Genomic DNA, 25,094 nt, shown 5'->3' with positions numbered 1-25,094 from the left:
CGACGGGGTCAAAGAGGTTCGCTCAAACGGTGTCGCGCCCGAGAATGCGAAGGACGTCGCCGACGAGATAGAGCGACCCCGCGACGAGCACGACGCCGTCGTCCCCGGCCTGGCCGATCGCCGTGACGAGCGCGTGCCTCGGGTCCTCGACGATGGTGGCGACGACGCCGGCCTGGCTGAAGGCGCGGGCCGCGTCGTTCGGGGCGAGCGCGCGGGGCGTGGGGGGGCGCGTGATGACGGCGGCCTTGACGCGCGGCGCGATCTCGAGGATCATGGCCATCCAGTCCTTGTCGTCGAGGCAACCGAAGAGCAGCACGGGCGCGATGCCGCGGGTCTCCAGGTGGCGCGCGAGGGCCTCCATGCCCGCCGGATTGTGGGCGCCGTCGAGAAGGAGCGCGGGCGGGCCCTCGATGCGCTCGAGTCGACCCGGCCAGCGCGTCGTCGCGAGACCTTCCGCGACCGCCCGCAGCGGAACCGCGATTCCGACCGCGTCCACCGCGTCGAGCGCGACGACCGCGAGGGCGGCGTTCTCGATCTGGTGCGCGCCCGCGAGGCTCGTGCGGAGGATGCCGTGATCGCGCCGCGTTCCCCGCAAGCGGAACGTCTGGCCCGCCGCGTCCTCGTTCACCGGCTCGACGACGACGTCGCGCCCCACGACCGTGATCGGCGCGGCTCCGCGTTCGCTCGCGCCCGCAAGGATCGCGTCGAGGGCCTCGCCCTTCGAGGCGGTCGCGAACGGGACGCCCTTTCGCGCGATCGCGACCTTCTCGCGCGCGATCGACGCGACGTCCTTGCCGAGGACCTTCGTGTGCTCGAGGTCCACGTTCGTGACGATGGTCGCGAGCGGCTTCGGGAAAACGTTCGTCGCGTCGAGACGCCCGCCGAGGCCGACCTCGATCACCGCGACGTCTACGCGCTTGCGCGCGAAGTGGCGGAGCGCGAGGAGCGTCACGGCCTCGAAATACGTGGGAGGCGCGACCTCGCGGGCAACGGCTTCTAGCGCGGGCTCGATCTCGGCGACGCCCCGCGCGACATCGTCGCGGGCGATCATGCGGCCTTCGACGACGATGCGCTCCTCGAAGACCGCGAGGTGCGGAGAGATGTACCGTCCCGTGCGGTGGCCCGCGCGTCGCAACGCCTCGGCGACCATCGCGGTCACGCTTCCCTTGCCGTTCGTGCCCCCGACGTGGACGACCTTCATCGCGTGGTGGAAGTTCCCGAATCGGGCAAGGAGCGCCTCCATGACGTCGAGGCGCATCCGCATCCCGAAGGGCTCGTGGCGCGCGAGGAGCGCCATCGCCTGGTCGTAGTTCACTTCGTCACGTCCGGCGGGAAGAGGGACGCCGTCGAGACGCCCGCGGGAAGCGCGCCCGAGATGCGGACGCGGCGGCCGTCGAGGCGCACGCGGCCCTCGGCGAGGAGCTTCACGGTCAGCGGATACAGGCGGTGCTCGACTTCGAGGATGCGCGCCGCGAGCGCGTCGCGTGTGTCGCCTTCGAGGACAGGGACCGCGGCCTGGAGGATGATGGGGCCTTGATCGACGCCGTCGTCGACGAAGTGCGTCGTCGCGCCCGCGACGCGGACGCCCGCCTCGAAGGCCTGACGCTGCGCGTCGAGCCCGGGAAAGGCGGGAAGGAGCGACGGATGGATGTTGATGAGACGTTCGCGCCACGTCGCGACGAACGACGGCGTGAGGACGCGCATGTAGCCCGCGAGGCAGACGAAGTCGACGCGCGCTTCTCGCAGGCGCTCGGTCATCAGGGCCTCGTGCGCCTCGCGCGTCAGCCCCTTCGGGTCGACGAAGTGCGCGGGGACGTCCGCCGCCTTCGCCCGGGCAAGCGCGTGCGCGTCGGCCTTGTTCGCGAGGACGACGGCCACGGTCGCGGGCATCGTCCCCGCGCGCTCGGCGTCGAGGAGCGCCTGGAGGTTGGAGCCCCTGCCGGAGGCGAGGACGCCGAGGCGGACCGTCACGCGCGCGGGATGCCCGTTCCCCTTTTTAGGCCTTGACCTCGGAACCCGGCCACACGGGCGGGGATGGCGCGGGATCCGTGTCGTCGAAGCGGATCATGTAGACTCCGGAGGTCCCGTCGAAGACGGCGAGCGTGCCGTCGGGGAAGCCGAGCACGTCGAGCACGATGGGCGTCCAGTCCATGCCGCCCGCGGCCTTCGGCGGGCGAGGCGAGACCTGGTCGGGGATGAAGACGCCGATCGACGGGGGCGCGGCGATCTTCTCCGGCGTCGAGAGGTCGACGGCCCAGACGCCCCCGTGGTAGAGCGTCACGAAGAGCGTGCGGTTCACGATCTCGACGTAGTGCGGGCTGAACATGAGGAAGCCCTTCCACGACACGTCGAAGGGCAGCGTCCAGCGGCCCGCGAGGGTGGGCTTCGTCGGGTCGGTCGTGTCGATGATGTTGACCCAGCCCGTCGGGCGTCCCTTCGGGTGGCCGCCGAGCTCCTGCCCGGCGATGACGTAGTGCTTGCCGTCCCAGAGGCCCTCGATCGGAAGCGCTTCGTGGATCGCGCCCGCGTCGTCGCCCGCGAAGAAGCCGAGGCCGCCCTTGAAGTCGGTCCAGCTCGAGACGTACGTCGGCGTGCGGGGGTCCGTGATGTCCACGATGACGACGCCCGCGTCCCAGTTCGCGAGATAAGCGTACACCTTGTTGGTGATCGGGTGCTTCTGGATCGAGGCGTCCACGTGGCCGTTCGTCACGGGGAGGCTCCCCGCGGGCTGGGGCGGGGCCTGGTACGTCGAGAGCATGACGAGCTTCGGCCCGAGGGGCGTGTCCTGCACCTCGAGGAAGTGGAAGTACGTCGCGCTGTGCACGAGGTTCGTGACGGACGCGATCGCGAGCTGCTTGCCCCCGACCTCCGCGGTCGAGACGCTGTGCGGCCCGAGGATCGGGAGCGGGCGGAAGTCCTCGAAGACGGGGTTCTTCGGATCCTTGATGCCCACGAGGAGCGCGCCCGAGGCAAAGGGGGCCTTCTGCTCGGGGCCCTGCACGCGGCGCGTCTCGCCCGTGCAGGCGTCCTTGAACGTGATCGCGAGCGCCTTCGTCGCGTCGCCTTCGACGGCTTCGAGGATCGGCTTCGTCGTCGGCGACTCGTCGGGGCCCGTGTCCGTCGGGTCCGTGCCGACGATGACGTGCAGCCCGTCCGTCGTGAGCGCGACGTCATACACGTGCGCGTTCTCGAGAATGTACTCGCCGACCGTCATCGGCTTCGTCGGGTCCGTCACGTCCGCGATGACGAAGGCCACGTCCGTCGTGAACGAGTGCACGACCGCGAAGCGTCGGCCCTCCTTCGTCGAGGCCACGTCGCCGCAGAAGTAGCCGCCCGCGCTCCCCTTGCCCTTGTATTCCGTGAGGAGCGGGTCCCAGCCGAGGAGCTGGAAGTTGGGCGTCGAGAGGTTGCGGTGCTGCTCGACGTCCGTGTGGCTGTGGCCCTCCATCGGGATCGCGTGGAGCCACCATTCGGGGTGGAAGCGGCCCTTCGCATCCGGTCCGGGGTCGACCGGCTTTTCCCCCGGGTCGCCCGGGCCGAGGCAGCCGGCAAGGACGGCTGAGGTGACGAGGATCGCGACGAGGGCGAACGCGGTCTTGGACGGAGCGGTCATGGTCCCGGGCACGGCAAGCCCGGGAGGGCGCCTTAAGCTCTATGGTGGCGGCCTTGCGCGGCGGGTCCGTCGGACGCCGCGCGCCGGCTTCATCCGTCCCGCATCGCTCGGACCGTCGCCGGGAGATCGGCGACGTCGGCGCGCACGAGCTTGAGTCGCCGCACCTTCTCCTCGGCCCTCACTCCGCGCATCGCCCGGTGGAAGGCATCCCGCGCAAAATCCGCGGGGTCGAGACCGCGCGCGCGCAGCCAGGCGAGACTCTCCTCCTCGGCGACGAACGACGCCTCCTCGGGCATGCCGTCAAGAGCGGTCCGCCGGCGCATGGATGTTGCGACGGCGGTGGCCCGCGCTCCGCTAGCTACTTGACCGCGCGCGCGCCTCGCGCCCGCGTGACCGACCTCGCGTGGGCCGTCGCCGTCGCCGTCGCGCTCGGCACCGGCGCGACGCTTGCCGCCGCCGCGCGCGGGTGGGTCCGCGCGCGCGAGGCGCCGCCCGAGGCGCGCCGCTTCGTCGCGCGCCTCGCCTTCGGCGCGGCCGTCGTCGCGATGGCGCTCCTCGCGATGCGCGAAACGGGCGCGGGCGGCGCGCTCGCCGTGTGGGCGCTCCTCCTCGTCGTCGCGGGCGCGATGGCGGAAGCGGGGGCGAGGCGGGGGCCTCACGACTCGACACGTTGACAGGAGCGATTTTTTTTTATAGGCTCAGGCCGTTGCGGACGCGTGGTCGCCGACGGAACCGGATCGCCCTCGGATGCGTCGGCGTACGATTGGGTCCTCCGACGCAGCCGGGCGCGACGCGCCGTCCTCGAATACCTCGCGACGTGCGGGCCTTCCTACGCCGCCGCGATCGCGCGCGCGACGGGCCTCAACGACGTCGCCTGTGTCGGGGCATTGCGAGGCCTCGGTAAGCGGTACGCGCCCGAGCGATCGCTCCTCGCCCTCGGTCTCGTGCGAGCCTCCGCGGGCCAGGCCGGCGGCCCGCGCCGCTACGACATCACGCCGCTCGGCGCCCGCGTCGCGGCGCGCGAGCGGGCGATGAAGCCGTAAGTCATTCCTTGCCGTTCTTGGGACGTTCGTCCGACGGACTGTAGAGATTGTATTCGTGCCAGTAACGGTCTGGGAGCACAACCGCGGGAAGCTCGGCGACGAAGAGCGTGAGTTCGGTTTCTTCTTCGGCGATCGAGGTCAGCCGCACCTTGAGTTCTTCGGTCGACGTGAAGGTCCAGGAGTGTCGGCTCGTGCAGAAGCAGCGCTCGCTCACGTCGTATTCCTTGGTGAAGCTCATGTTGCGGCTGAAGCTCTCCCCGCGGGTGATGTTGAGCGCGCCGACGCCTAAAAGGTCTGTTCGATGGAAATACATCCAGCCGAAAAGCTGGCGGCCATCCGGGGGATTGAAGACGAGCGTGTCGAGGACGTTTGCCCGGAAGGCGGCCGGCAAGCCGAGGCGGGCGCCGTTCTGAAAGTCCCCCATTTCGTGGTGTTTTCCGGTACCATTTGCGAGAAGCGTGATTTCACTGCCCGCGGGCCACGTAAAGTTGAGGCGGGAACCCCCGATCTGGCGATCCCATGTGATGACGAGGAAGAGGTCCTTCGAGGGAACCGCCATCATTCCCGCGTTCCCCTGTTCTCTGGTCCCCGGAGCGGGATCCGCGGCTTCGAAAGTCAGGTCACGAGCACCCGCGTAGAAAATGCCTTCACCCGTATGCCGCGAAAGGGTGGTTCCCGCTTGGAAGCTCTTGGGTTCAACCCCAACCGCGAGCATGTGGATGACGAGGGGGCTCGGACTATCATCATCACCCCGTGCGTGCCAGTCGAGGCGCACTGGAGACGCTTCACGGAGGCGGACCGCGTAGACGAGGCTTCCACTCGGGGTCTCCACGGCGATGTCGAGACGAACCGGCGGCTCGTCGCCGCGCACCGTGGAGAGCGGGGCGAGCAGGGAAAGGAGGACCATGAGGCGGATGGCTACATACATCCGGGATTCCTCTCGTGAGGACATTTCAAATTGTAAATAGTTTAGGGGAGAAATCCGATCCTTCGCTCACGTCGGCGGGCACTTCGAGAAGTCGCTTTCGACCTTCACCACGAAGGGTGGCCGGATCGCGGTCGCCCACGCCCATCCGCCGCAGGGGGGTTCCATCGGTTGGCAGGCGCCGTCAACGTCTTCGTCGTCGGAGTTGAGTCGGACTTCGTAGGGAGCGTTCGGGAACAGAATGATCGTTCCCCCTGACCCGTAGCGATATTGCCATACGAGCAACCCGACCTCTTCGCTTACACCGCTGTAATCCTCGTCCCAGTTCAAGGGGTTGAATTCGAAAGCTGCGGAACCGAAGCGTTCGGTGGTGGTCGTCGAGTTGATGCCGTGGAGAACGCCGCTCGGGTCGGCGACGCCGAGCAGGATGTTGAATCGTGCATCATTACTCTGGACCCGCCCGGCCTTGCACGTCATCAGCGCCTTGTTGGCGAGAACACCTTCACCGTACTCCTCCCACTTCGGGATCTCCTCGACGAGGGGCCGGCGCGGATCGAGCTCCGGCGGCGGGCGCGCGAGGATCTCATTGTTTTCGTCGGAGCGGTTGCTTTCCGCGCAGGCCTCCGCGACGTCGTGGATCGCGGGGCCGAGGGCCGGCGAGAGCCCGCCGTTCGCGCGGCTCTCGTCGATCGCGGCGACGAGATCCCAGGTGGCGTCTTCGCACGCGTCCCCATTCGCGTGGACGGGCGCGGGGAGCGCGAGGGCGAGCGCGGCGGTCGCGAGCAGGCACGAGAGCAGGATCGGTTTCAGCATGGGGACACCTTCGGTCAGACTTCAATCGGGACGGAGCGCGTTTCGTTCACGGGTCCGGCCGCAATGTGGATCGTCAGGCTTGTGGACACCGATGCGCTAGCCTGTGGATCGGGGAGGATGCACGTGGACGCGCACACGATGACAGGGATGGGGCCGTAGGGCGTCGGGACCTCCTCGCGATACGGGCCGTAGCGGGTGGTGGCCGTGGGGTCGCTCCACGCCTGGATGCCCGTATCGTCGAGGAACAGGCCCGCGCGCAGACGCGCCGGGAGCGGGATCGGCGGGAAAGGACCCGCGCACACGGTGGTCGTCAGGTCACAAACAGGTCCGCCAAGGCGGATTTCGGAAGGCAAAGAGACATTCGTGCCTGTCCGGGGGATCGTTTCGTCGAGCCCCGGCCCCGCTCCCTGATCGAGCGATGGGAGGACGCGGAAGGACCACTCGTAGCGCCAGGAGTTGGATGACGTGGAGGCCGTTCGGCAGCAGGCCTCATACAGCATGACATCCACGCTGTGCCAGCCCGGGGCGAGGGTGGTTTCCGGCTCGAAGCTGAACGTGTAGACGTTGCCGTTGGTCGCTTTCGTCACGAGATGACCTGGAATCGGTTGCCCGTCGAACTCTACATGGGCCGCGACGAGCCCGCAGGCAGTGTCGGGGTCCAGAAACGAGCCTTCGACCCGAACGTCACCCGTCTGCGAAACGAGGGGGGCGATCGAGACCGGAACGAAAGGAGCGAGGCCGCAGTCGGGGGCCGCGGCGGCGGTCGGGAGGATCGCGGTCACGAGGAGGAGGGCAGTCGCAACGAGGAAACGCATCGGATACACCGGCCCGCGGTCGAGCCGCTCCACAAAGCGTGGACCGGGCGATACAGGAACCGTGTTGATACATTGTCACCGCACCCTGCATGTGCAGGAAGGCCCCGGAAATCGGGCGAGAAGAAAATGAACGCGGGGCGCCCTCTGCGGACGCCCCGGCAGAGAGGGTCTCGCGCGCGCGGCGCGAGGGGAAGCCGCGTCGCTTCAGCTCACGGCCTTCGTCCGCGTGCCGGCCTGTCCCTTTTTGCCCTGGAACTTGGCGGCGTCGAGGTCGAGGTCGAAATCCTTGTCCTTCGCGTTCGCCACCTCGAAGGTGTCGCCGATGTCGAGCTTCACCTCGGTGGCCTTTTCCTGCTTCGTCTTCTTCTTGAGCTTGCGTTCGGTCATGAGCGTCATCGCCCCTGGCGTTGGGCCCCGCGGGCCCGCGACCGCGTCGGCGCGTCGGCGGCGGGGAGTTCCACGCCCTCGAGCGTGAGGTCGGGCACCGAGGGCGCGGCGCCATACCGTTCGAGGGCGGCCTTCACGGCGTGCCGGATGAAGTCGCTGCGGTTCCGGAAGACTCCCTGCTCCACGAGGCGACGCACCGCGTCGCGGTCCCGCGGGGGGAGGCGGACCGTCACGATCTCCTCGTCCGGCATGCTGTATTACATTTGTATTACGAAGGCATAAACCCTTCGCGTTCGGCCGGAGCGGGCGCCAGACCTTGACGGGTTCGCCCGCGTCGCAAAATTCAAGCCTCGCACGCGGCGTCGATCGCGCCGGTGACCCCCTCGTGACCCCGCTCGCCCGCCTGCCGCTCCTGCTTCTGGCCCTGATGACGCTCACCGCCGCGCTCCCGGCGCCGGTGGCGGCGGAGGGACAACCTGAACCGCTCGTCCTGCGCGGACCGCGCGCGGGGGATCAATTCGTCTACCACCTCCAAGGTCTCGGAGAAAACGAATCCTACAATTTCAGGTATCGATGGGTTGGGGTCGAAGGCGTTCGGGATGCGTTCGACCAGCCCCTTTCGACGCTCGTCCTCGAGGAGGTCTGGACGATCTGTTGGCAGGGGTGGGGCTGCGACAGCTTGACGCAGAACTACCATGTGGATCCCGCCACGACGGCCGTCGTGGCGCGAACCGGTCACGACGAGGAACGCTACGGGCTCTATGTCCTTTCCCAGCCGTTTCTCCTCGGGCACCCCGAAGTCCGCGACTACGAGAAGCGAACGTCGTTCGTGGTGGCGTGGATCTCGGCCATGGGTCGGACCTGGGCCGCGGAGGAGGAGGTCACGTCGGCTTCGCGCCTTGACGCCGATGGCGTTGCCGAGACGAAAGGCATCACGGCGCGCGCGATGGACGGGTCTATCGTGCTCGACGATGGCGTCACGCGGCTCCATTACGACGGGGCCTACCCGTGGCCCGTCCACGTCATTTACCCCGAGGCCCCCGAATGGTCATTCCATCTCGGCGAGGTGATCGAAGGGAGCGACCCGCTCCCCTGGCGGACGGAAGACGTCCTGCCGCCGAGAACGAGCTGGGCGGGGGCGCCGCGGGCGAACTACACCCGGGACGGCCCCCAGGAGACGTTCCTCGAACGATGGCCCCTCCAGGAGGCGGCCGACCGGGCTCGCCAGAATGCGGCCGTCGCGAACTGGATGAAGGCGCACCCTGACGCCTATCTCGTGAGCGCGGTGGGCCAGGACAACACGCGCACCGTGACCTGGCTCCTCGAATACGCGGAGGGCACCGCCGTCCTCCGGATCACGCTCGAGCATTCGAGGAATTCCCTCGACCCCCACGCGCCCGCGATCACCCTCACGAAGTTGGTCGCCCCCACGGCCTACCCCGACATACAAGAAATCGTCGGTCGGCCGTTCGCCTGCGGCGAGCATTCCCGCCAATTGGCCGAGGAGCGCCTCTACGACGGGCTTCTCGCATCGGTCCAGACGGTGGTCATGATCCGCGTGGAGCCGGCGCTTTCCGACGTCGCCTGCAGGACGAGCCTTACGAACCAACACACCGACATCGACACGGACGGGATCGCGATCCGCAACCGACACGAATCCAAGGCGAGCGTCCACGTGCGCGGCGCGACGGGCGGCATCGTCTCCCTCTCGGATTCGCGCTCCTACGATCGCTTGGGCCTTTAGACCCGGTCGAGCGCGAGGTCGGGTTCGCCCGGCCCTCAGTCCACCATCTCGTGCTTCGGATCGTACGGGTCGGGCAGGTGGATGCGCTCGTAGCCGCCGTCCTCCGTGAGGATCGACATCTCGCTCCAGTCGATGGAGCCCATCTCGTACTCCTCGAGGAGCTTCACGCGGGCGCGCGCCCGCGTGGGCGGCGGCTCCACGATCGCCTTCTTGATCTCCGCATCCGTCACGACGCGGTCCACCTCGCCCGCGGCCTGGAGCTTGTAGTAGAGGCCCGAGGCGAGCGAGAGTTCCGAGTACTGCTTCGTCGCGGCGATCTCGACGTTCTCGTCGCGGCCCTTGAGGTCGATCATCTTCTCGACCTCGATGAGGCGCGTCATCCACTCGACCTTGCGCTTGAGCTTCGTGAGGTCGCCCGCGTCGAGGCGGTCGAGGACCCATTCCCATTGGGAAAGCGCCTCCTTCTCGCGCGCGTTCTCGACGAGGCCCGCCTCCTCGACCTTCGCGAGGTAGTAGCGCTGGATCTCCATCGGTGAGACCCACGACCCGTCGACGAGCTCGAGCTTCCATTGCTCGGGCGCGACCTGCTCGACCATGTGCCACATGTCGCGCAAAGGCTCGCGCAGCTGCGGCGCGTCGTCGACGAGGCCCTTCTCCATGAGCTGCAGGATGGCGCTCGTCGTGAACGCGCGCAGGTAGATGCTCCATTCCGACATGAGCGCGTCGCCGATGATGACGTGCAGGCGGCGCCAGCGCGTCGGGTCGGCGTGCGGCTCGTCCCGCGTGTGCAGGATGCCGGTGTTCGAGAGGTTGCCGCCCGAGATGAGCTCGCTCGTGAGGTAGCCGCACGGCGAGAGCACGTAGCGGCGGTCGATGAAGTCGCCCGCGCCCGAGAACGTGAGGCGGCTCACGAGATGGGGGACGAGGCTCCGCACGTAGGCGCCCGGGAACTCGATGCTCCGCGGCACGCAGTAGTTCTCGTGCGAGCCGTACGAGACGCCGTCGGGGTCGGTGTTGTTCTTGAACGCGCTGACCTTGACGTTGTGGAACTCCTCGAGCTTCGTGCGCGCGAGGTCGACGATGCGCTCGCCGGCCTTCTCGTACACGACGAGCTGGTAGGCGTCGAGGACCTCCGGCGTCGAGATCTCGAGGTGACCGACATCGAAATACGCGCGGCTGCCGTTCTTCAGCCACTCGCCCTGCGTCGCGAACTGGCTCTTGCGGAGCACCTCGAGCGCGAGCCGGTGCGGGTCGATGCCGCGCGGGTTCATCTGATGGGAGTAGAGCGTGTACTCATGCTCCGACCCCATGATCATGGGTTTCATCTCAGGACCTCCGCGCGACGCGTCGGCGACGGCGCGAGGCGGTCGCGAGGGCCGGCTCGATGCGCAGGAGCTCGCGCACGGCGGCCGACCCGCGGTCGAGCCGGTAGAAGCGCGAGTTGCCGACGACGCGGCTCGGCACGAGGAGGCCCCGGGAGCCGAAATCGCGCACGACCTTGTAGACGGTCGGCCGCGCGACGCCCGCGCCCTCCGCGAGCTGCGTGATGGTGTAGTCCAGCTCCGGGCGCTCCGCGAGGAAGTCGAGGACGCGCGCGTGGGGGGACCCGACGAACAACTCCGTAAACGCCGTTGACACCACCGTCATTCACGTGGACGGCGGTCCGTTTGAATGTTCCGTCTTCTCCTCGCTCCGACATGGACCCGTCATCAGGCGAGTTCCTTTTCGAGGTCCTTCTGGATGAGGCGGACGCGCTCGAGCTGCCCCTTCGCGGGGAACCGGTTGAAGAAGCCCTCCGTCCGGAGGTCCTCGACGATGCCGGCCCAGGGTCGCACGCGCTCGAGAAGGACGGCGGCGCTGCGCTCGCGCTCCCATCGTTCGACCGTGCGCCGGTCCGAGAGGACCGCCGGCAGGGCCCTGAGGTAGGCCTTGAGCGCGACCGCGCTCGTCACCTGGTATTCGCGGTCGCCCCATGCGCGACCGAAGGTCTCCTTTACGGCCTTGAGGTAGTCCGCGATGAGCTGGAACGCGCGGTCGGCGCGCATGTCCCAGCGCGTGACCAGGAGGTTCCTCAGCTTCGCGTCCTTGCGTTCCTTCCCGCCGACGAGCCGGAGGATCTCGTTGTAGAGCTCGCTCTGGAGGATCCACTTCTCGCCCTTCGATCGACCGCCGAGCATGTTGACGCGGTATCTCAGGGGCGACGTATCCTCGCCGTAGAGCATCTTCACGACCTTCGAGGCGAACTTCTCCTCCGGCGTCGCGAGCGTGACCTTCTCGAGGAGATCGACGAGGTGGCTGCGGGAGATGCGCGTCTGCGTAGCGTTGATGGTCACGAACATCTCGGCCGCGAAGTCCGCGGACTTGCCGTCGAAGATGAGCGCGGGAACCTCGAGCGTGTCGAGGACGCCGGCGCGTCCGCGGGCCTCGAGGTGGCGCGAGAAGAAGTGCAGCCCCGCGAGGCGGTGCTGGCCATCGATGATGTCGAACTTTTCGCCCGGCTCCGTGAGGACCCCGAAGCTCCCCTGCTGGGGCGTGAAGCGCAGGGTCTCGCGCGTGATGAGGAGGACCGTCCCCGGGATCGCGGGTTGCTCCGCCGCGGATTCGTAGAAGTGGACGAGGTCGCGCACCTTGCGCTTCTTCAAGGGGCGCTGGAAAGCGGCGTCGGATCGCTCGACGCGGCTGATGAACTTCCCGATCTCGTCGTCGGCGGTCGCCTCCGGCGCGATCTCCTCGCCTTCGAAGTAGAAGCGGCTCACGAAGCGCACGCGGTCCATGATCTCGCGCGCGGGGAAGCTCACGAAGTAGAACGTGGCGTCCTTCTGACGGATGCGGGTCGCAAGCAGCCGGGAACACCCCTGAGTGACCACGCGACGGGCGGTGAAGGACAAGTCATTTTCGATCCGCTCTCGCGCGACCGATGTACGTCAACCTTGAAACCCGCCTCCCGGCGCCGCGACGCGCATGGGCCGATCCAAGCCGGAGACCACGCGAGCGAAGCTCGGGGACCTCGTCCTCGACGAGAGCTTGAATGCCGTTCCCGCGCCCGAGGCCGACGTGCAGCCGTTCCACGTGGCGCCCGGGACCCCGACACCCGTCCTTGAGAAGGCTGGTCCTCCTCGCATCCTCGTGGAAGGCAACCTCACGATCCAGGAGGCGACGACCTGGGCCTACACCACGCAGTGCACGGGATCGGTGCAGATCGCCTCCGGGTCCCGCCTCAGGGGCGACCTCGTCGCCGACGGGCTGACCTCCGTGGGCACGGAAACGTTCATCGAGGGCTCGGTCCGCGCGAAGGGCCGGCTCGAATGGGGGCTCGGCTCCACCGCGACCGAGGCCGTGGAGGGGGCGCCCTTCGTCACCGTCGACGGGGAGGTCGCGAAGAAGCTCGTCGCGCGCTCGGGGATCGGCGTCGTGACCGACGAGGCCAAGCCGTTCGGGGGTGGCGCCTGATGGGGCTCTTCGGCAGGAAGACCCGCGCCGTGAAGGGCACGAAGTCTCCGATCCCCCCCGAGCAGGTGGTCTACGACGGCCCTGACGGGCCGACGGTCCTCTCGGGCACGATCCTGCTCGAGAAGCGCGCCACGTTCGCCGAAGGCCTCGTCGTGAAGGGCACGCTCGAGCTCGGCGACGAGACGGTGCTGCGGGGGCCCGTGACGGTGGAGGGCGATCTCACGCTCGGGCGAGGATCGAGGCTTCCGGACGTCGCGACCGTCCACGGCAACCTGCATCTCAAGAGCGGCGCCGTCGTGAAGGGCGCCGAGGTGGGCGGCGACGCGTTCGTCGCCTCGGGCGCCCGCGTGGACGGCGACCTCACCTGTCGCCGGCTCCTTCTGCCCGCGAAGGGCGGCTGACCGTGCGGTTCGGGGTCGTCGGTCTCGGGCGCATCGGCGCGAGCCTCGCGCTCCAGGCGCTCGAGAAAGGCCACGAGGTCGTCGGCCTCAACCGCTCGCCCGAGCCGACGCGGCGCCTCGCGCGGGAGGGCGTCACCGCGACGTTCACGTACGAAGACCTCGCCGCCGCGCTCGCGCCGCCGCGCGTCGTCCTCGTGTACGTTCCCCACGGCGACGCCGTCGAGTCGGTCCTCGGCGCGCTCTCCGGGGTCCTCGAAGCCGGCGACGTCGTGGTCGACGGCGGCAACAGCCATTGGCGGGAATCGAGGCGCAGGCACGCCGACCTCGCCGCGCGCGGGCTGCGGTTCGTCGACGCGGGCACGAGCGGCGGCGTCGAGGGCGCGCGCACGGGCGCGTGTTTCATGGTCGGGGGCGAGGGGGACGCGGTGCGCGTCGTCGCGCCGCTCCTACGGGACCTCGCCGTCCCTGGCGGCTTCGTGCACGCGGGCGGCCCGGGGGCGGGCCATTACGTGAAGCTCATCCACAACGCGGTCGAGTTCGGCATGGTGCAGGCGCTCGCCGAGGGCGTCGAGCTGCTGTATCGATCGGAGTACGACCTCGACCTCGCCGACGTGATGGCGTGCTGGTCGAACGGCTCGGTCGTCCGCGGTTGGCTCGTTGACCTCATGGAGGAGGCGCTGCGGGACGAGCCGCGCTTCACCGAGACCCTGACCGCCGGCGTGAGCGACACGAAGGAGGGGAAATGGTATGCGCGGCACGTGCTCGAGCAGGAGGCCTTCGCGCCGGTCCTCGTGTTGAGCGAGATGATGTTCTATCGCTACCGTGATCCCGATTCGGTCGCCGCGAAGGCCGTCGCGCTCCTGCGCCACGGTTACGGCGCCCATCCGTTGCCGCGCGCGGCGGATCGACGCGCCGAGGCCGCCCCCCGGCGCGAGCCTTAGGGCGGGGGGCGCCGTATCCCGCGCGAGGACGCGCCGGACCCCGGAGGGCTCAGCCTCGACGGCGGGGTCGCAATCCCGCGTAGCCGACGAGGCAAGCCCCGAGCGCGAGCGCGCCCGTCGCGAGGTCCGGAAACAGCGGGATTGCCGCGACCTCGACGACGACGCAGGCGTCGCTCTCGCCGTACGCGCTGATGGACGTCACACGGTAGCGGTAGGTTTCGCCCACCGTCACGTCCTCGTCCACCATCGCGGTCTCGTTGACGGGAACGACCCGGTAGAGCGCGAGGGGGGCGTCGCCCCGGGCGCGATACACGTTGTACTCCCAGGCGCCTTCGCCGGCGGTCCAATCAAGGAGAACCCGACCGTCGGCCGAGGAGGCCCGCAGGTCGCCGGGGCAGCTTGGCGGGGTGACTTCGCAAGGCCCGGCGTCCCCGTCGGCGGCGTCGAGCAGCTGACCCGTCCCGGGCTCTCCCCACCAGACCTCGACGCGGAAGTCGCACGAGGGCACCGAGACGTCGACCTCCCAGAAGGTGAAGTCCGCGCCCGGACGCGGCGGATGGCCGCTCGCCGAGCCGATGTCGAAGACGAGCCTCTCGCCTCCGGGGTCGGCGTAGGTCACGATCGAAAGAGCGACGCCCTCGCAGTGGAGCGGACCGTTCGCCCGCAAGGCAACCCGGTCGCCGGCCTCCACGAGGGCGAGGTCGTCGACCTCCTCCGAGGTGCCGTCGACGTGGAAGAGATCGAAGAAGACGTCCACCTCGTCGACGTCGCAGCCCGCCGCCTGCGCGAACGGGGCCACGAGGGCGACGAGGAGGGCGACCGCGAACCAGGCATGACGCATGAGGCCGCCCTCCGTCGGCTTGCTGGACATGCGGCTTGTGGATCAAGGTCCGACGGCAGGGCGCCTCGTCCGGTTGCCCGCGACCGGCGGCGCGGGCGAGCCTACATCACTTCGACGCCTTCCTCGCGGAACCGCGCCCGCTCGCGCTGGCGCTTGTGGTACACGGAGGACTCGACGAGCGCGTGCTCCTTGCTCTCCTCTTCCGCGGCCTTGCGGATGTCGTCCACCGAAAGGCCTTCGCGCTCGCGGTCGGGCGACCCCTTCGGGAAGTTGAGGACGCGCTTCACGTAGTTCTTCTTCGCCGTGGTGATGATGCTCTCGACGAGGGCGCCGGACACGATGTCCTTGCGCTTGATCGTCTTGACGCTCTCCTTCGCCTCGGAGTCGAGCTTGAACTCAACCCACTTGTTCTCGCCGTAGAGCTCCTCGACGAGGATCTCCCGCATGGCGTTCATGGCGCGGGTCTTGTCGCCGCCGTGCTCCTTGACGAAGGATTCCTGGATCGGCAGGTCGGGCGTGAGGTAGATCGAGATGATCTGCTCCGCGGCCTTCCGGTCCGGGCGAGGGATCTCGATGACCTCGTCGAAGCGGCCCGGGCGCAGGAGCGCCGGGTCGATCATGTCGGGGCGGTTCGTCGCGCCGAGGATGTAGACGTCCTTCAGCGTGTCGATGCCGTCCATCTCCGAGAGGATCTGCGCGATGATGTTCTTCTGGACCCCGGCCGAGTCCTGCTGGCCGCGGGTCGTGCCCAGGGCGTCGAACTCGTCGAAGAAGATGATCGAGGGGGCGTTCTCGCGCGCTTTGCGGAAGAGCGCCTTGATCATGTTCTCGGATTCGCCGACCCACTTGGACAGGATGTCGGCCACCTTGACGTTGAAGAACGTCATCTCGTTCTCGGTCGCGACGGCCTTGCCGATGAGCGTCTTGCCGCAGCCGGGCGGGCCGTAGAGGAGGACACCCTTCGGAGCCTTGAGCCGGATCTTCGCGAAGAGCTCCGGCTCCTGGTAGGGCAGCTCGACGACGTCGCGGATGCGCTCGATCGTCTCGGAGAGCCCGCCGATCTGCGCGTAGCGCACGTTCGGGGTCTCGCCGAGGAAGAGGTCGCGGATCTCGCTCGAAGGCCGCACCTCGAGGATCTCCATCGAGGGCGGAAGGAGGGACAGCTCGTAACCGATCTTGATCTCGTCCGCGATCGACGCGTCGAGATCGATGATCTTCTTTTCGAAGCCGTCGCCGACGGTGATGACGAGCTTCTCGGCGTAGATGTCCACCACCTTGCCGACGACGCCCTGCTCGAACTGCCGGGAGGCGGCGATGATCGCGTAGGTCTTCGGGTGGAGCCAAACGTACTGGCCCTGGCGGAGGGCCTTCTTCTCGAGGTTGCCCGTGTTGACCTTCAATACCTGGCTGCCGTGCGCGACGACGCACTCGCGCTGGTCGAGGTCGGCGCCCCCGAGACGGAGGACGTAGGCCGAAAGGAGCGGGGGCTCCTTGATCTGGTTGAACTTCTCCTCGTAGGCCTTCACCGTCGCCTGCAGCTCGGCGATCTCCTGGTTCTGCGCCGCGAGGCGCGCCGCGAGGCGGTCCGCGTCCTGGTCATCCGTCGTTCGGCCCGTCCGACCGCGCCGTTCGTGTTCGTCCGCCATGAAAGTCCACCGGGTGAATCCGCGGGTCCCGGCCGCGTAGGCCGGTTTGTATCTGCCTTACATTAAGCCTTCCGCTTAGAGAGGAAGCCCGCCCAACCGCGCCTTCAGGTAGGCCGCGGCGCGCCGAGCAACGCCGTCGGAAACCTGGGTCGCGTGGACGGCGACCGACTCGGGTTCAACCGTCCGGATTTATGAACGATGGCTCCGTTGCGTCCTCGACCTTCGTGGTTCTCGATTACCAGTTCGAGCCGACCGACATCGGCATCTTCGTCACGCTCGTCGCGCTCGAAGGGGTCCTGAGCTTCGACAACGCCGCCATCCTCGCGGCGCTCGTGCGCCGGCTTCCGGTCGAGCAGCGGCGCAAGGCGCTCCTCTACGGCATCGGCGGCGCGTACGTGCTTCGCGTCCTCGCGATCCTCAGCGTCGCGTTCATCATCGCGAATCCGATCCTGAAGCTCGTCGGCGGGGCGTACCTGATCTACCTCTCGGTGAGCCACATCGTCCAGCTGCGCGGCGACGGCCACGAGAAGGAGAAGAAGATCCCCTCCTTCCTCGGCCTCTCCGGTTTCTGGGGCATTGTCCTCATGGTCGAGCTCGCCGACCTCGCCTTCGCGCTCGACCAGGTGCTCGTGGCCGTGGCCCTCACGGACAAGATCCCCCTCATCGTTCTCGCGTCCATGACGGCCATCCTCGCGCTCCGCGTCAGCGCCGCCTACATGACGCGCATCATGGACTGGTTCCCGACGCTCGAGACGCTCGCCTACGTCGCGGTCGGGTTCGTCGGCCTGAAGCTCGTCGCGGTGGAAGGCGCGCACAATCTCGGCTACAAGGACTTCGACATCCCGAAGGAGATCAGCGCCGCGGTCACGCTCTCGCTCATCGTCGTGCCCGTCATCGTGAAGTTCGCCCTGGAAAAGCTGCGCCCGGCGCGCGCGTGAGCGACCCCTAACCTTTTCTTCCGGGGGCTGGTTCGGGAGCGCATGGGCGTCGACCTGGGCGACGTCGTCCCGACCGAGGGACGCAGGCTCACGGACTTCAAGGGCAAGGCCATCGCCATCGACGCCTACAACGCCATCTACCAGTTCCTCTCCATCATCCGGCAGCCGGACGGCACGCCGCTCAAGGACCGCGAGGGCCGGGTCACGAGCCATCTCGCGGGTTTGCTCTATCGCACCGCGAACCTCGCCGAGGCCGGCATCAAGCCCGTCTACGTCTTCGACGGCAAGCCCTCGGAGCTCAAGGCCGCGACGCTCGCCGGACGCCGCGAGCGCAAGGAGAAGGCGGAGGCCGACTACGCGGCGGCGGTCGCGGCGGGCGACCGCGAGCGCGCCTTCAGCAAGTCGCAGCAGACGGCGCGCCTCACGCAGGACATGGTCGGGCAGTCGAAGCGGCTCCTCGACGCCCTCGGCATCCCGCACGTCCAGGCCCCGGGCGAAGGCGAGGCGCAGGCCGCGCACATGGCGGCGCGGGGACTGGTCTACGCCTCCTCGTCGCAGGACTTCGATTCCCTGCTTTTCGGCGCGCCGCGTCTCGTTCGCAACATGACCGTCACTGGGCGCCGCAAGCTTCCCGGCAAGAGCGTGTGGGTGGACGTGGAGCCCGAGATGATCACGCTCGACGCGGCCCTCGCCGCGACGGGCCTCACGCGCGAGCAGCTCGTCGGCGTCGCCATCCTCGTCGGCACGGATTTCAACGCGGGCATCAAGGGCATCGGTCCCAAGAAGGGCGTGAAGGCGCTCAAGGACAAGGGCGACGTGAAGCGCGTCCTCGGGGACCTGGGCCAGGAGGTCCCGAACCTCGACGCCATCATCGAGATCTTCCTCCATCCTCCCGTCACGGACGACGTGACCCTCGCGTGGGGCAAGGCCGACGAGCGCCGGGTCCTCGGCCTCCTCGTCGGGGAGCACGCCTTCGGCGAGGAGCGCGTGAAGGCTGCGGTGGCCCGATACCAGGCGCTCCACGAGGCGGGGAAGCAGCGGAGCCTGGACGCGTTCTTCTGACGAGGGTCGACGGGCGACGTGAGCGACGAGTTCAACGACGGTCGCTGCGGTCGACGACCACGATGCCGTCCTTCACGACGCGCCACGCCAGGTTGCCGCCGAGCCGGTAGGGCAGGTGGGCGTGGGACGGGGCGTCGAGGAGGACGAAATCGGCCCGCTTGCCGGGCTCGATCGAGCCCACCTCGGCTTCGCGGCCGAGCGCGGCCGCGGCGTTGATGGTGCACGCGGCGAGCGCCTCGGCGGGCGTCATCCTCATCGCCGTGCACGCGAAGCTCATGACGAGCGGCATGCTCTCGAGCCAGCAGTTCGGATTGAGGTCCGTCGCGAGCGCGACGGGGGCGCCGAGCGCGATCATCTGGCGGGCGTCGGCGTAACCGCCGCCCAGGTTGAAGGCCGTCCCCGGAAGGAGCACCGGGACGACGTCGGCCTCGACAAGCCCCGCGATGTCCTCCTTCGTCGCGTGGAGCAGGTGATCGGCGCTCGTCGCGTGCAATTCGGCCGCGAGGCGCGAACCCCCCGAGCGGGCGAGCTCGTCCGCGTGCACCTTCACGCTGAGGCCGAGGCCGCGCCCAGCCTCGAGGATGCGGCGCGACGTCGGCACGTCGAACACGCCCTCCTCGCAGAACACGTCGACGAACTCCGCGCCCTCGGCCGCCTCGGGGAGGACCTCGTCGATGACGAAGTCGGCGTACGCCTCCTGGCCGCCCGAATCCTTGGGGATCGCGTGCGCGCCCATGAAGGTCGTCACGAGGTCCATCACGTGGCGCTCGGTCGCGTCGCCGACGACTTCGAGCAGCCTCAATTCCGTGTCCTTGTCGAGACCGTACCCGGTCTTGATCTCCATCGTCGTCGTGCCGTGGTCGAGCGCCCGGTCGAGGCGGCCGAGAAGCTGCTTGAGGAGCTCGGCGCGGCTCGCTTTCCGCGTCCTCTCGACCGTGTAGTGGATGCCTCCGCCGCGCGCGAGGATCTCGCCGTAGGAGAGGCCCTGAAGCTTCAGATCATACTCGTGCGCGCGGTCGTCCGCGAAGACTGCGTGGGTATGGGGGTCGACGAAACCCGGAACCACGGCACGCCCGCCCGCGTTGATGCGGAGGTCGACCTCGCCGCGCCATTTCCGCGCGACCTTCTCCGTCGGACCGATCTCCTTCACGAGCCCGTCGACGACGACGATCGCGACGTCCTTCTGGATCGCGGCGTCGCGCATGGCCGCGCCGCGGCGCACGCCGCCCGCAAGGGTCGCGCATTCGCCGACGTTCGTGACGAGGAGGTCGCTCACGAGCGGCGCAAGGCGCGGACCCCGCTTGACGCTTGCGCTGTCACGCCGAGAGCACGGTCATCGCGGCCCAGGCCGCGGTCCGCGCCGTGAGGTGGTCGCGCTCGAGCGGGGGCGCCACCTCGACGAAGTCGCAGCCGACGAGCTTCGCGTGCTTGGCGATCCGCCGGACGGCGGTGAGGAGCGTGCCCGAATCGACGCCCCCCGGAGTGGGGGCCGATACGCCGGGTCCGTGGGCCTGGTCGAGGACGTCGAGGTCCACGCTCAGGTAGACGCCCTCCGTACCGTCCCCCGCGATCTCGATCGCGCGGTCGATCGCCGCGATGCCCCGCTCGCGCCACTCTTCCGCGCCGATCACGGTCGCGCCGCGCTTCGCGGCCTTCTCCGCGTAACGGGGCGCGTTTGCGAAATCGCGGATGCCGACCTCGACGAGGTTCGCGCCCTGGACGATGCCGAGGTCGAGGAGACGGCCGAACGACTGCCCCGAGTTGAGACGGCCGTCGACGACGTCGCGCACGTCGAGGTGCGCGTCGAGGTTGATGACGCCGATCCGCGAGCGGCGGCCTTCGTGCGCCTTCACGAGCGGGAACGTGATCGAGTGGTCGCCGCCGAGCGTCATGGGAATCGATCCCGATGCGACGACCTCGAGGGCGGCCGTCTCGATCGCCTGGTGCGCCTCCGCGACGCTTCCGTGCGGGATGCGGACGTTTCCCCAGTCCGCGACGGAGATGTCTGCGGCGCCCCGCGCCACCGTCCACGGCTTGAGCTTCGCCATCTCGTGGCGGATCGCGTCCGGCCCGGCGCGCGCGCCGGGACGCCCGAGGACGGCGCCGTCGAACGGCACGCCGAAGAGCGCGAAGCGCGCGGGCCTCGGGCCCTTTTCGACCACCTGCGCGAAGAACACGTCGTTCGGGTCCTGCGGGCGCGCGTTCCAGAGGTGGTCGGTCGAGACGAAGGACGTCCGTTCCATCAGGATCTCTCCAGCATCGGCATCTTGAGGCCGGTCGAGCGCGCGACCGCGACCGCTTCGTCGTAGCCCGCGTCCGCGTGCCTCACGACGCCCATCCCGGGGTCGGTCAGGAAGGCGCGCTTCGCCTTCTCCGCGGCGAGCTCGGTCCCGTCGAGGACGACGTGCATGTTCGCGTGGATGCTGTAGCCCATGCCCACGCCGCCGCCGTGATGGACGGAGACGATGTCGGCCCCGGCGGCCACGTTCACGAGTGCGTTCAGGATGGGCCAGTCGGCGACGGCGTCGGACCCGTCGCGCATCGCCTCCGTCTCGCGGTTCGGCGAGGCGACGCTCCCGGCGTCGAGATGGTCGCGCGTGATGACGAGCGGGCCGCTCACCTCGCCCGAGCGCACCATCTCGTTGAACCGGAGCGCGGCCTTGTCGCGCTCGCCGTAACCGAGCCAGCAAACGCGGGCGGGGAGGCCCTGGAAGTGGACGTGCTTGGCGGCGAGCGTGAGCCAGCGCCTCATCGACGCGTTTTCCGGGAAGAGCTCGAGGAGGGCGCGGTCGGTCGCCGCGATGTCCGCCTTGTCGCCCGAAAGCGCGACCCAGCGGAACGGGCCCTTGCCTTCGCAGAAGAGCGGGCGGATGTATTCGGGAACGAATCCGGGGATGTCGAAGGCGTCGCGCACGCCCGCGTGGTCGCGGGCCTGAGCGCGGATGTTGTTGCCGTAGTCGAACGCGATCGCGCCGCGGCGGCGCATCTCCAGCATCGCCTCGACGTGGGCTCCCATGGATTGCCAGGCCGCATGACGGTACGCGGTCGGATCCTTCGCGCGGAGCTCGACCGCCTCCGCAAGCGTCATCCCGTGCGGCACGTAACCGTTCAGCTCGTCGTGGGCCGACGTCTGGTCCGTGACCACGTCGGGTACGAGCCCCCGGCGGAGGAATTCCGGGTGGGTGTCGGCGCAGTTGCCGACGAGACCGATGGAGAGGGGCTCCTTCGCGGCGAGCGCGCGCTCCGCGAGACGCCACGCCTCGTCGACGCTTCGCGCCTTCGTCATGCAATAGCCGGTTTCGATGCGCCGGTCGACACGGCGCTCATCCACCTCGACCGCGATCGCGACCCCGCCATTCATGGTGACCGCGAGCGGCTGCGCGCCGCCCATCCCGCCGAGGCCGCCCGTGAGCGTCCAGCGTCCCGCGAGCGTGCCGCCGAAATGCCTCGCGGCGCACGCGGCGAACGTCTCGTACGTTCCCTGGATGATGCCCTGCGTGCCGATGTAGGCCCACGACCCCGCGGTCATCTGGCCGTACATCATGAGTCCCTTCGATTCGAGCTCGTAGAAATGCTCCCACGTCGCCCATTTCGGGACGAGTAGCGAGTTCGCGATGAGGACGCGTGGCGCCATCGCGTGCGTGCGGAACACGGCGACGGGCTTGCCGCTCGCGACGAGCAACGTCTCGTCGCCTTCGAGCGCCCGCAGGGCCGCGACGATCGCGTCGTAGCTCTTCCAGTCCCGCGCGGCCTTGCCGATCCCGCCGTAGACCACGAGTCGTTCGGGATCCTCGGCCACGTTCGGGTCGAGGTTGTTGTTGAGGAGACGAAGGGCGGCCTCCTGGGCCCATCCCTTCGTCGAGCGGCGCGTTCCCGTGGGCGCGCCCATGAACTCGTCGCGCCAGAGCGCGCTCGGTCCGCCGGTCAGTCGCTCACCAAGCGGGCGAACGCGACCCGGCTTCTTAGAGGCTCCCCTCACTCCTCCGGGGGCGTCTCGTCCTTCCGGGCCCGGCGCTTCTCGACCGGACTCTCCGCCATGCCACCCGCAAGGCGAGGCTCGCTCTTGCGCTCGCCGACCAGGTTCTGCTCGGCAAGGATGTGCAGGTCGGGCGATTGCCCGGGGTTCTTCTCCTTCGCGCGCGTCTCTCCTTCCTCGGTCGGACGCCTTCGCTCGTCCACGGCCATGGGCGGCCGTGGCCCCGCTTCCTTGAAGTGATCTATGGCCGGTTCCTCGAAGCGCGGGTGGCGCGGCGACGTGGCGCGGGCGCGAGGCCGAACGTCCGCATGTCGAGGATGTCGCTCCTCATGATGATCGTGACGTCCTCGTACTGGGTCCGCCCCTTCTCCCCGTCCTTCGACCGCTGCTTCGCGAGCGTGATGAAGCGGGGCGTTTCCTGCAGGAGGAAACCCGACTCCTCGATGACGTAAGGCTTGGCCTTTGCGATGGACTTGAGATCCTTGCTCTCGAGCCAGCAGTGGTCGTGGTATTTCACGTACGCAAGCGGGAATGCGGGCGACTTCGCCCGCGCGCGGCGGGCCTTGCGGGCAGCCATCGTGCGGGCGAGGGCGGGTCGACGCTAAAACCCTGCGGGATAGCCGAACTCGCCCACGAGGGGAACGAAACGGACGGGTCCGAGGTCCTCGCGCGCCACCGCGCCGTCCCGCCGCTTCCGCACCCGCATGAGGGTCTGGCCCGTCGCATCACCGATCGGCGCGACGAGGATGCCGCCGGGCGCGAGCGCGTCCACGAGCGGACCCGGAACGCGCGGGGCGGCGGCCGCGACGGAGATGCGGTCGAACGGCGCCTCCTCGGGATATCCGCGCGATCCGTCCGCGACGAAGACCCGCACGCGGTCCGCGTAGCCGGTGGCGGCGAGGGCCCGCTCCGCGCGCTCCGCGAGCTCCGGGATGCGCTCGAGCGTCACGACGCGGCCCGGCGACACGAGGTCGGCGAGCACGGCCGCGTGATAGCCCGAGCCGGTCCCGATTTCGAGGAGCTTCTCGCCGCCCTCGCAAAGCAGCGCCTCGGCCATGATCGCGACCATGTGGGGCGCGCTCACCGTCTGTCCGGAACCGATCGAAAGCGGCGCATCGAGATACGCGTCGCCGGCGACGTCGCCGGGAAGGAAGCGCTCGCGCGGCACCTTCAGCATCGCCGCGCGCACGCGCTCGGAGCGCACGAGGCCCTGGGAGACGAGCCTACCCACGAGGGCCTGACGCTCGCGCCACGCATCCATGGATCCCGATCCGGGGTCCGCCGAGCTTAAGGCTTCCCGAGCGAGCCGGTCGTCGCGAAGTGGACCTTCGCCACCTTCGCGAGCGCGTCGCGACCGTGGCGCCGCACGAACGCGCGGCCGGACTCGATGACAGGCGGCCCCGCGCCCTTCGCGAGGCGGACGCCCCAGCGGTCGGAGAGGTCGGCGAGGGCGCGGAGAAAGGTCGCGCGCGCCACGAGGCTCGCCGCGGCGACGGCGGGATCCGATTCCGCGCGCACGCGCTGCTCCAACGTCACGCGTCGGCCGCGCTCGAGAAGGGCGTTCTCGATGAGGCTTGCCGCCCCGAACTGGTCGGCGATCGCGACGTCGACGGGATGCCTCGCGAGGAGACCTTCGAGAGCGCGCGCGTGGCCTTCCGCGAGGATCAGGTTCAGGTTCCTCGAACGCGCGTGGCGCGCGTTGTAGTCCTCGGGCTCGAAGACGACCACCTCCGCGGGCGCCGAGGCGCGGATGGCCTCGTCGAGCGCAAGACACCTCGCGTCTTCCACCGTCTTCGAGTCGGCGACGCCGCGCGCGACGAGATCGCGTTCGACGGCGTGGGTCGGGATCGCGACGGCGGCGACGACGAGCGGCCCGAAGTAGTCCCCTTTCCCGCTCTCGTCGAGGCCGGCGCGCGGAACGAAGATCCGGCCCGCCGGGGGCTCCGGACGTGGCGCGCCCGCGGCGAGCCCGAGGCGTCGCGCGAGATCCGCCGCGAACGCCTCGGCTCGAGGACCGGTCGCGAGGAGCTTGCCGCTCTCGTAGAACGTCGCCGTGACGCCGCGCGAGCGGGCGAGGAAGAAAGCGTGCGGTCGGCGCTCGAAAACGAATCCGTCCGATTCGAGGAACCGTCGCACCTCGCCCGCCCGCGCGGGGTCGACGACAAGGACGACGGAACCGGCCATGCGGGCGGAAGGGCGGCCGGGAGTCAAACGTTTTTCGAGGTCCGTTACAGACCGGCTTTCCCGCCTCCCTTCCGAGTCGTCCCGCGTGCGCTCTGCCGTCCTGGCTCTCGGCCTCCTGCTCGCGCTGGGTTTCCTCGCGACCGCTTCGGCCGAGGACCCGGTGGAGGAGATGCTCGATGAGGAGCCCGGCGAGGAGCCGGCCCCCGACCCGCCGAGCGAGCCGGCTCCGGAGCCCGAGCCCGCGCCTCCGAAGAAGGAGGAGGCCCCGCCCGAGCCCCAACCCGCTCCGGCGCCGGAGCGGGTTGGGGCTCGGGC

At 69.1% G+C, this 25,094-nt stretch carries 30 protein-coding genes; 9 read left to right on the top strand and 21 right to left on the bottom strand.

Annotation, left to right across the window (positions count from 1 at the left end; translation table 11 throughout):
- Window positions 1-22: 22 nt before the first annotated feature.
- The 4 genes from VM889_02725 to VM889_02710 all read right to left on the bottom strand — a co-directional run bounded on the left by VM889_02725 (window position 23) and on the right by VM889_02710 (window position 3,909).
- Window positions 23-1,315: a folylpolyglutamate synthase/dihydrofolate synthase family protein gene (locus VM889_02725; GenBank protein ID HVL47448.1), complete on the bottom strand. Its 1,293-nt coding sequence runs from the start codon at window positions 1,313-1,315 to the stop codon at window positions 23-25.
- A complete protein-coding gene (gene purN, locus VM889_02720; protein ID HVL47447.1) occupies window positions 1,312-1,971 on the bottom strand; it encodes a phosphoribosylglycinamide formyltransferase in 660 nt (219 codons plus the stop codon). The genes VM889_02725 and purN overlap by 4 nt, the downstream gene beginning before the upstream one ends.
- A 25-nt stretch (window positions 1,972-1,996) precedes the next feature.
- Window positions 1,997-3,613, bottom strand: coding sequence for a hypothetical protein (locus tag VM889_02715; GenBank protein HVL47446.1), 1,617 nt, complete (start codon window positions 3,611-3,613; stop codon window positions 1,997-1,999).
- Between the two features lie 89 nt (window positions 3,614-3,702).
- Window positions 3,703-3,909, bottom strand: a complete 207-nt coding sequence (locus VM889_02710; protein HVL47445.1) for a hypothetical protein — start codon at window positions 3,907-3,909, stop codon at window positions 3,703-3,705.
- Between the two features lie 93 nt (window positions 3,910-4,002).
- Between VM889_02710 and VM889_02705 the strand changes: the two genes are divergently transcribed.
- Together VM889_02705 and VM889_02700 are read left to right on the top strand one after the other, a co-directional pair.
- Entirely contained in the window at window positions 4,003-4,287 is a 285-nt protein-coding gene (locus tag VM889_02705; protein HVL47444.1) for a hypothetical protein, read from the top strand.
- A gap of 42 nt (window positions 4,288-4,329) precedes the next feature.
- Window positions 4,330-4,656, top strand: coding sequence for an archaellum operon transcriptional activator EarA family protein (locus tag VM889_02700; GenBank protein HVL47443.1), 327 nt, complete (start codon window positions 4,330-4,332; stop codon window positions 4,654-4,656).
- Between the two features lies 1 nt (window position 4,657).
- On the opposite strand, the gene VM889_02695 is transcribed toward VM889_02700, so the two are convergent.
- The 5 genes from VM889_02695 to VM889_02675 form a co-directional block, all read right to left on the bottom strand.
- Window positions 4,658-5,584 (bottom strand): hypothetical protein, encoded by a 927-nt coding sequence (locus VM889_02695; GenBank protein HVL47442.1) that lies wholly within the window; start codon window positions 5,582-5,584, stop codon window positions 4,658-4,660.
- A gap of 66 nt (window positions 5,585-5,650) precedes the next feature.
- Entirely contained in the window at window positions 5,651-6,394 is a 744-nt protein-coding gene (locus VM889_02690) for a hypothetical protein (protein ID HVL47441.1), read from the bottom strand.
- Between the two features lie 14 nt (window positions 6,395-6,408).
- Window positions 6,409-7,176 (bottom strand): hypothetical protein, encoded by a 768-nt coding sequence (locus VM889_02685; GenBank protein HVL47440.1) that lies wholly within the window; start codon window positions 7,174-7,176, stop codon window positions 6,409-6,411.
- 237 nt (window positions 7,177-7,413) lie between these two features.
- Complete coding sequence (locus tag VM889_02680; protein HVL47439.1) at window positions 7,414-7,596, bottom strand: hypothetical protein; 183 nt, start codon at window positions 7,594-7,596, stop codon at window positions 7,414-7,416.
- Window positions 7,597-7,601: 5 nt separating this feature from the next.
- Window positions 7,602-7,847, bottom strand: coding sequence for a ribbon-helix-helix domain-containing protein (locus VM889_02675; protein HVL47438.1), 246 nt, complete (start codon window positions 7,845-7,847; stop codon window positions 7,602-7,604).
- A gap of 134 nt (window positions 7,848-7,981) precedes the next feature.
- Here VM889_02675 and VM889_02670 point away from each other — a divergent pair, with 134 nt between their 5' ends.
- Window positions 7,982-9,340, top strand: a complete 1,359-nt coding sequence (locus tag VM889_02670) for a hypothetical protein (protein ID HVL47437.1) — start codon at window positions 7,982-7,984, stop codon at window positions 9,338-9,340.
- Window positions 9,341-9,375: 35 nt separating this feature from the next.
- On the opposite strand, the gene VM889_02665 is transcribed toward VM889_02670, so the two are convergent.
- From VM889_02665 to VM889_02655, 3 genes are all read right to left on the bottom strand, one after another.
- Window positions 9,376-10,665, bottom strand: a complete 1,290-nt coding sequence (locus tag VM889_02665; protein ID HVL47436.1) for a proteasome accessory factor PafA2 family protein — start codon at window positions 10,663-10,665, stop codon at window positions 9,376-9,378.
- 1 nt (window position 10,666) lies between these two features.
- Window positions 10,667-10,987, bottom strand: coding sequence for a winged helix-turn-helix domain-containing protein (locus VM889_02660; GenBank protein HVL47435.1), 321 nt, complete (start codon window positions 10,985-10,987; stop codon window positions 10,667-10,669).
- 62 nt (window positions 10,988-11,049) lie between these two features.
- Entirely contained in the window at window positions 11,050-12,207 is a 1,158-nt protein-coding gene (locus tag VM889_02655; protein HVL47434.1) for a DGQHR domain-containing protein, read from the bottom strand.
- 94 nt (window positions 12,208-12,301) lie between these two features.
- Between VM889_02655 and VM889_02650 the strand changes: the two genes are divergently transcribed.
- The 3 genes from VM889_02650 to gnd are packed head-to-tail and all read left to right on the top strand — an operon-like array spanning window position 12,302 to window position 14,132.
- On the top strand, window positions 12,302-12,790 hold the full coding sequence (locus VM889_02650) for a hypothetical protein (protein HVL47433.1): 489 nt from the start codon (window positions 12,302-12,304) through the stop codon (window positions 12,788-12,790).
- Window positions 12,790-13,191: a polymer-forming cytoskeletal protein gene (locus VM889_02645; GenBank protein HVL47432.1), complete on the top strand. Its 402-nt coding sequence runs from the start codon at window positions 12,790-12,792 to the stop codon at window positions 13,189-13,191. The genes VM889_02650 and VM889_02645 overlap by 1 nt, the downstream gene beginning before the upstream one ends.
- A gap of 2 nt (window positions 13,192-13,193) precedes the next feature.
- Window positions 13,194-14,132 carry a decarboxylating 6-phosphogluconate dehydrogenase gene (gene gnd / locus VM889_02640; protein ID HVL47431.1) on the top strand — a complete coding sequence of 313 codons (939 nt, stop codon included), beginning with the start codon at window positions 13,194-13,196 and terminating at the stop codon, window positions 14,130-14,132.
- Between the two features lie 49 nt (window positions 14,133-14,181).
- Here gnd and VM889_02635 read toward each other — a convergent pair whose 3' ends face one another.
- A complete protein-coding gene (locus tag VM889_02635; GenBank protein ID HVL47430.1) occupies window positions 14,182-15,003 on the bottom strand; it encodes a fibronectin type III domain-containing protein in 822 nt (273 codons plus the stop codon).
- 71 nt (window positions 15,004-15,074) lie between these two features.
- The gene (locus VM889_02630; protein HVL47429.1) at window positions 15,075-16,619 is read right to left on the bottom strand and encodes an AAA family ATPase; all 1,545 of its coding nucleotides are present in this window, start codon (window positions 16,617-16,619) and stop codon (window positions 15,075-15,077) included.
- Between the two features lie 224 nt (window positions 16,620-16,843).
- Between VM889_02630 and VM889_02625 the strand changes: the two genes are divergently transcribed.
- Both VM889_02625 and fen read left to right on the top strand, forming a co-directional pair.
- Window positions 16,844-17,557, top strand: a complete 714-nt coding sequence (locus VM889_02625) for a hypothetical protein (protein HVL47428.1) — start codon at window positions 16,844-16,846, stop codon at window positions 17,555-17,557.
- A gap of 42 nt (window positions 17,558-17,599) precedes the next feature.
- On the top strand, window positions 17,600-18,619 hold the full coding sequence (gene fen, locus VM889_02620; GenBank protein HVL47427.1) for a flap endonuclease-1: 1,020 nt from the start codon (window positions 17,600-17,602) through the stop codon (window positions 18,617-18,619).
- Window positions 18,620-18,650: 31 nt separating this feature from the next.
- Here the strand turns inward: fen and hutI are convergent, their stop codons facing one another.
- From hutI to rnhC, 7 genes are all read right to left on the bottom strand, one after another.
- A complete protein-coding gene (hutI, locus tag VM889_02615; GenBank protein HVL47426.1) occupies window positions 18,651-19,895 on the bottom strand; it encodes an imidazolonepropionase in 1,245 nt (414 codons plus the stop codon).
- A gap of 40 nt (window positions 19,896-19,935) precedes the next feature.
- The gene (locus tag VM889_02610) at window positions 19,936-20,862 is read right to left on the bottom strand and encodes an agmatinase family protein (protein ID HVL47425.1); all 927 of its coding nucleotides are present in this window, start codon (window positions 20,860-20,862) and stop codon (window positions 19,936-19,938) included.
- On the bottom strand, window positions 20,862-22,508 hold the full coding sequence (gene hutU, locus VM889_02605; protein ID HVL47424.1) for a urocanate hydratase: 1,647 nt from the start codon (window positions 22,506-22,508) through the stop codon (window positions 20,862-20,864). The genes VM889_02610 and hutU overlap by 1 nt, the downstream gene beginning before the upstream one ends.
- Window positions 22,509-22,594: 86 nt before the next feature.
- Complete coding sequence (locus VM889_02600; GenBank protein ID HVL47423.1) at window positions 22,595-22,804, bottom strand: hypothetical protein; 210 nt, start codon at window positions 22,802-22,804, stop codon at window positions 22,595-22,597.
- A gap of 32 nt (window positions 22,805-22,836) precedes the next feature.
- Window positions 22,837-23,172 (bottom strand): hypothetical protein, encoded by a 336-nt coding sequence (locus tag VM889_02595; protein HVL47422.1) that lies wholly within the window; start codon window positions 23,170-23,172, stop codon window positions 22,837-22,839.
- A 24-nt stretch (window positions 23,173-23,196) separates the two neighbouring features.
- Window positions 23,197-23,856, bottom strand: a complete 660-nt coding sequence (locus VM889_02590; GenBank protein HVL47421.1) for a protein-L-isoaspartate(D-aspartate) O-methyltransferase — start codon at window positions 23,854-23,856, stop codon at window positions 23,197-23,199.
- 26 nt (window positions 23,857-23,882) lie between these two features.
- A complete protein-coding gene (rnhC, locus tag VM889_02585) occupies window positions 23,883-24,779 on the bottom strand; it encodes a ribonuclease HIII (GenBank protein ID HVL47420.1) in 897 nt (298 codons plus the stop codon).
- 85 nt (window positions 24,780-24,864) lie between these two features.
- Between rnhC and VM889_02580 the strand changes: the two genes are divergently transcribed.
- Window positions 24,865-25,094, top strand: a 230-nt coding sequence (locus VM889_02580) for a hypothetical protein (protein HVL47419.1), incomplete at its 3' end; no start/stop codon positions are given.

The organism is Candidatus Thermoplasmatota archaeon, assembly GCA_035540375.1.
Taxonomy (GTDB): domain Archaea; phylum Thermoplasmatota; class SW-10-69-26; order JACQPN01; family JAJPHT01; genus DATLGO01.
The sequence above is the reverse complement of the archived record's forward strand: the minus strand, read 5'-3'. Positions and strand labels throughout refer to the sequence as shown.

Bases quoted from the DNA above. Each gene is read 5' to 3' on its own strand.
- VM889_02610 (HVL47425.1), bottom strand. From the start codon at position 20,862: ATGGAACGGACGTCCTTCGTCTCGACCGACCACCTCTGGAACGCGCGC.
- VM889_02665 (HVL47436.1), bottom strand. From the start codon at position 10,665: ATGAAACCCATGATCATGGGGTCGGAGCATGAGTACACGCTCTACTCC.
- VM889_02675 (HVL47438.1), bottom strand. From the start codon at position 7,847: ATGCCGGACGAGGAGATCGTGACGGTCCGCCTCCCCCCGCGGGACCGC.
- VM889_02680 (HVL47439.1), bottom strand. From the start codon at position 7,596: ATGACCGAACGCAAGCTCAAGAAGAAGACGAAGCAGGAAAAGGCCACC.
- VM889_02660 (HVL47435.1), bottom strand. From the start codon at position 10,987: ATGACGGTGGTGTCAACGGCGTTTACGGAGTTGTTCGTCGGGTCCCCC.
- VM889_02635 (HVL47430.1), bottom strand. From the start codon at position 15,003: ATGTCCAGCAAGCCGACGGAGGGCGGCCTCATGCGTCATGCCTGGTTC.
- rnhC (HVL47420.1), bottom strand. From the start codon at position 24,779: ATGGCCGGTTCCGTCGTCCTTGTCGTCGACCCCGCGCGGGCGGGCGAG.
- VM889_02695 (HVL47442.1), bottom strand. From the start codon at position 5,584: ATGTATGTAGCCATCCGCCTCATGGTCCTCCTTTCCCTGCTCGCCCCG.
- VM889_02630 (HVL47429.1), bottom strand. From the start codon at position 16,619: ATGGCGGACGAACACGAACGGCGCGGTCGGACGGGCCGAACGACGGAT.
- fen (HVL47427.1), top strand. From the start codon at position 17,600: ATGGGCGTCGACCTGGGCGACGTCGTCCCGACCGAGGGACGCAGGCTC.
- VM889_02710 (HVL47445.1), bottom strand. From the start codon at position 3,909: ATGCCCGAGGAGGCGTCGTTCGTCGCCGAGGAGGAGAGTCTCGCCTGG.
- VM889_02650 (HVL47433.1), top strand. From the start codon at position 12,302: ATGGGCCGATCCAAGCCGGAGACCACGCGAGCGAAGCTCGGGGACCTC.
- VM889_02595 (HVL47422.1), bottom strand. From the start codon at position 23,172: ATGGCTGCCCGCAAGGCCCGCCGCGCGCGGGCGAAGTCGCCCGCATTC.
- hutU (HVL47424.1), bottom strand. From the start codon at position 22,508: ATGGGCGCGCCCACGGGAACGCGCCGCTCGACGAAGGGATGGGCCCAG.
- VM889_02590 (HVL47421.1), bottom strand. From the start codon at position 23,856: ATGGATGCGTGGCGCGAGCGTCAGGCCCTCGTGGGTAGGCTCGTCTCC.
- VM889_02645 (HVL47432.1), top strand. From the start codon at position 12,790: ATGGGGCTCTTCGGCAGGAAGACCCGCGCCGTGAAGGGCACGAAGTCT.
- VM889_02600 (HVL47423.1), bottom strand. From the start codon at position 22,804: ATGGCCGTGGACGAGCGAAGGCGTCCGACCGAGGAAGGAGAGACGCGC.
- VM889_02715 (HVL47446.1), bottom strand. From the start codon at position 3,613: ATGACCGCTCCGTCCAAGACCGCGTTCGCCCTCGTCGCGATCCTCGTC.
- VM889_02690 (HVL47441.1), bottom strand. From the start codon at position 6,394: ATGCTGAAACCGATCCTGCTCTCGTGCCTGCTCGCGACCGCCGCGCTC.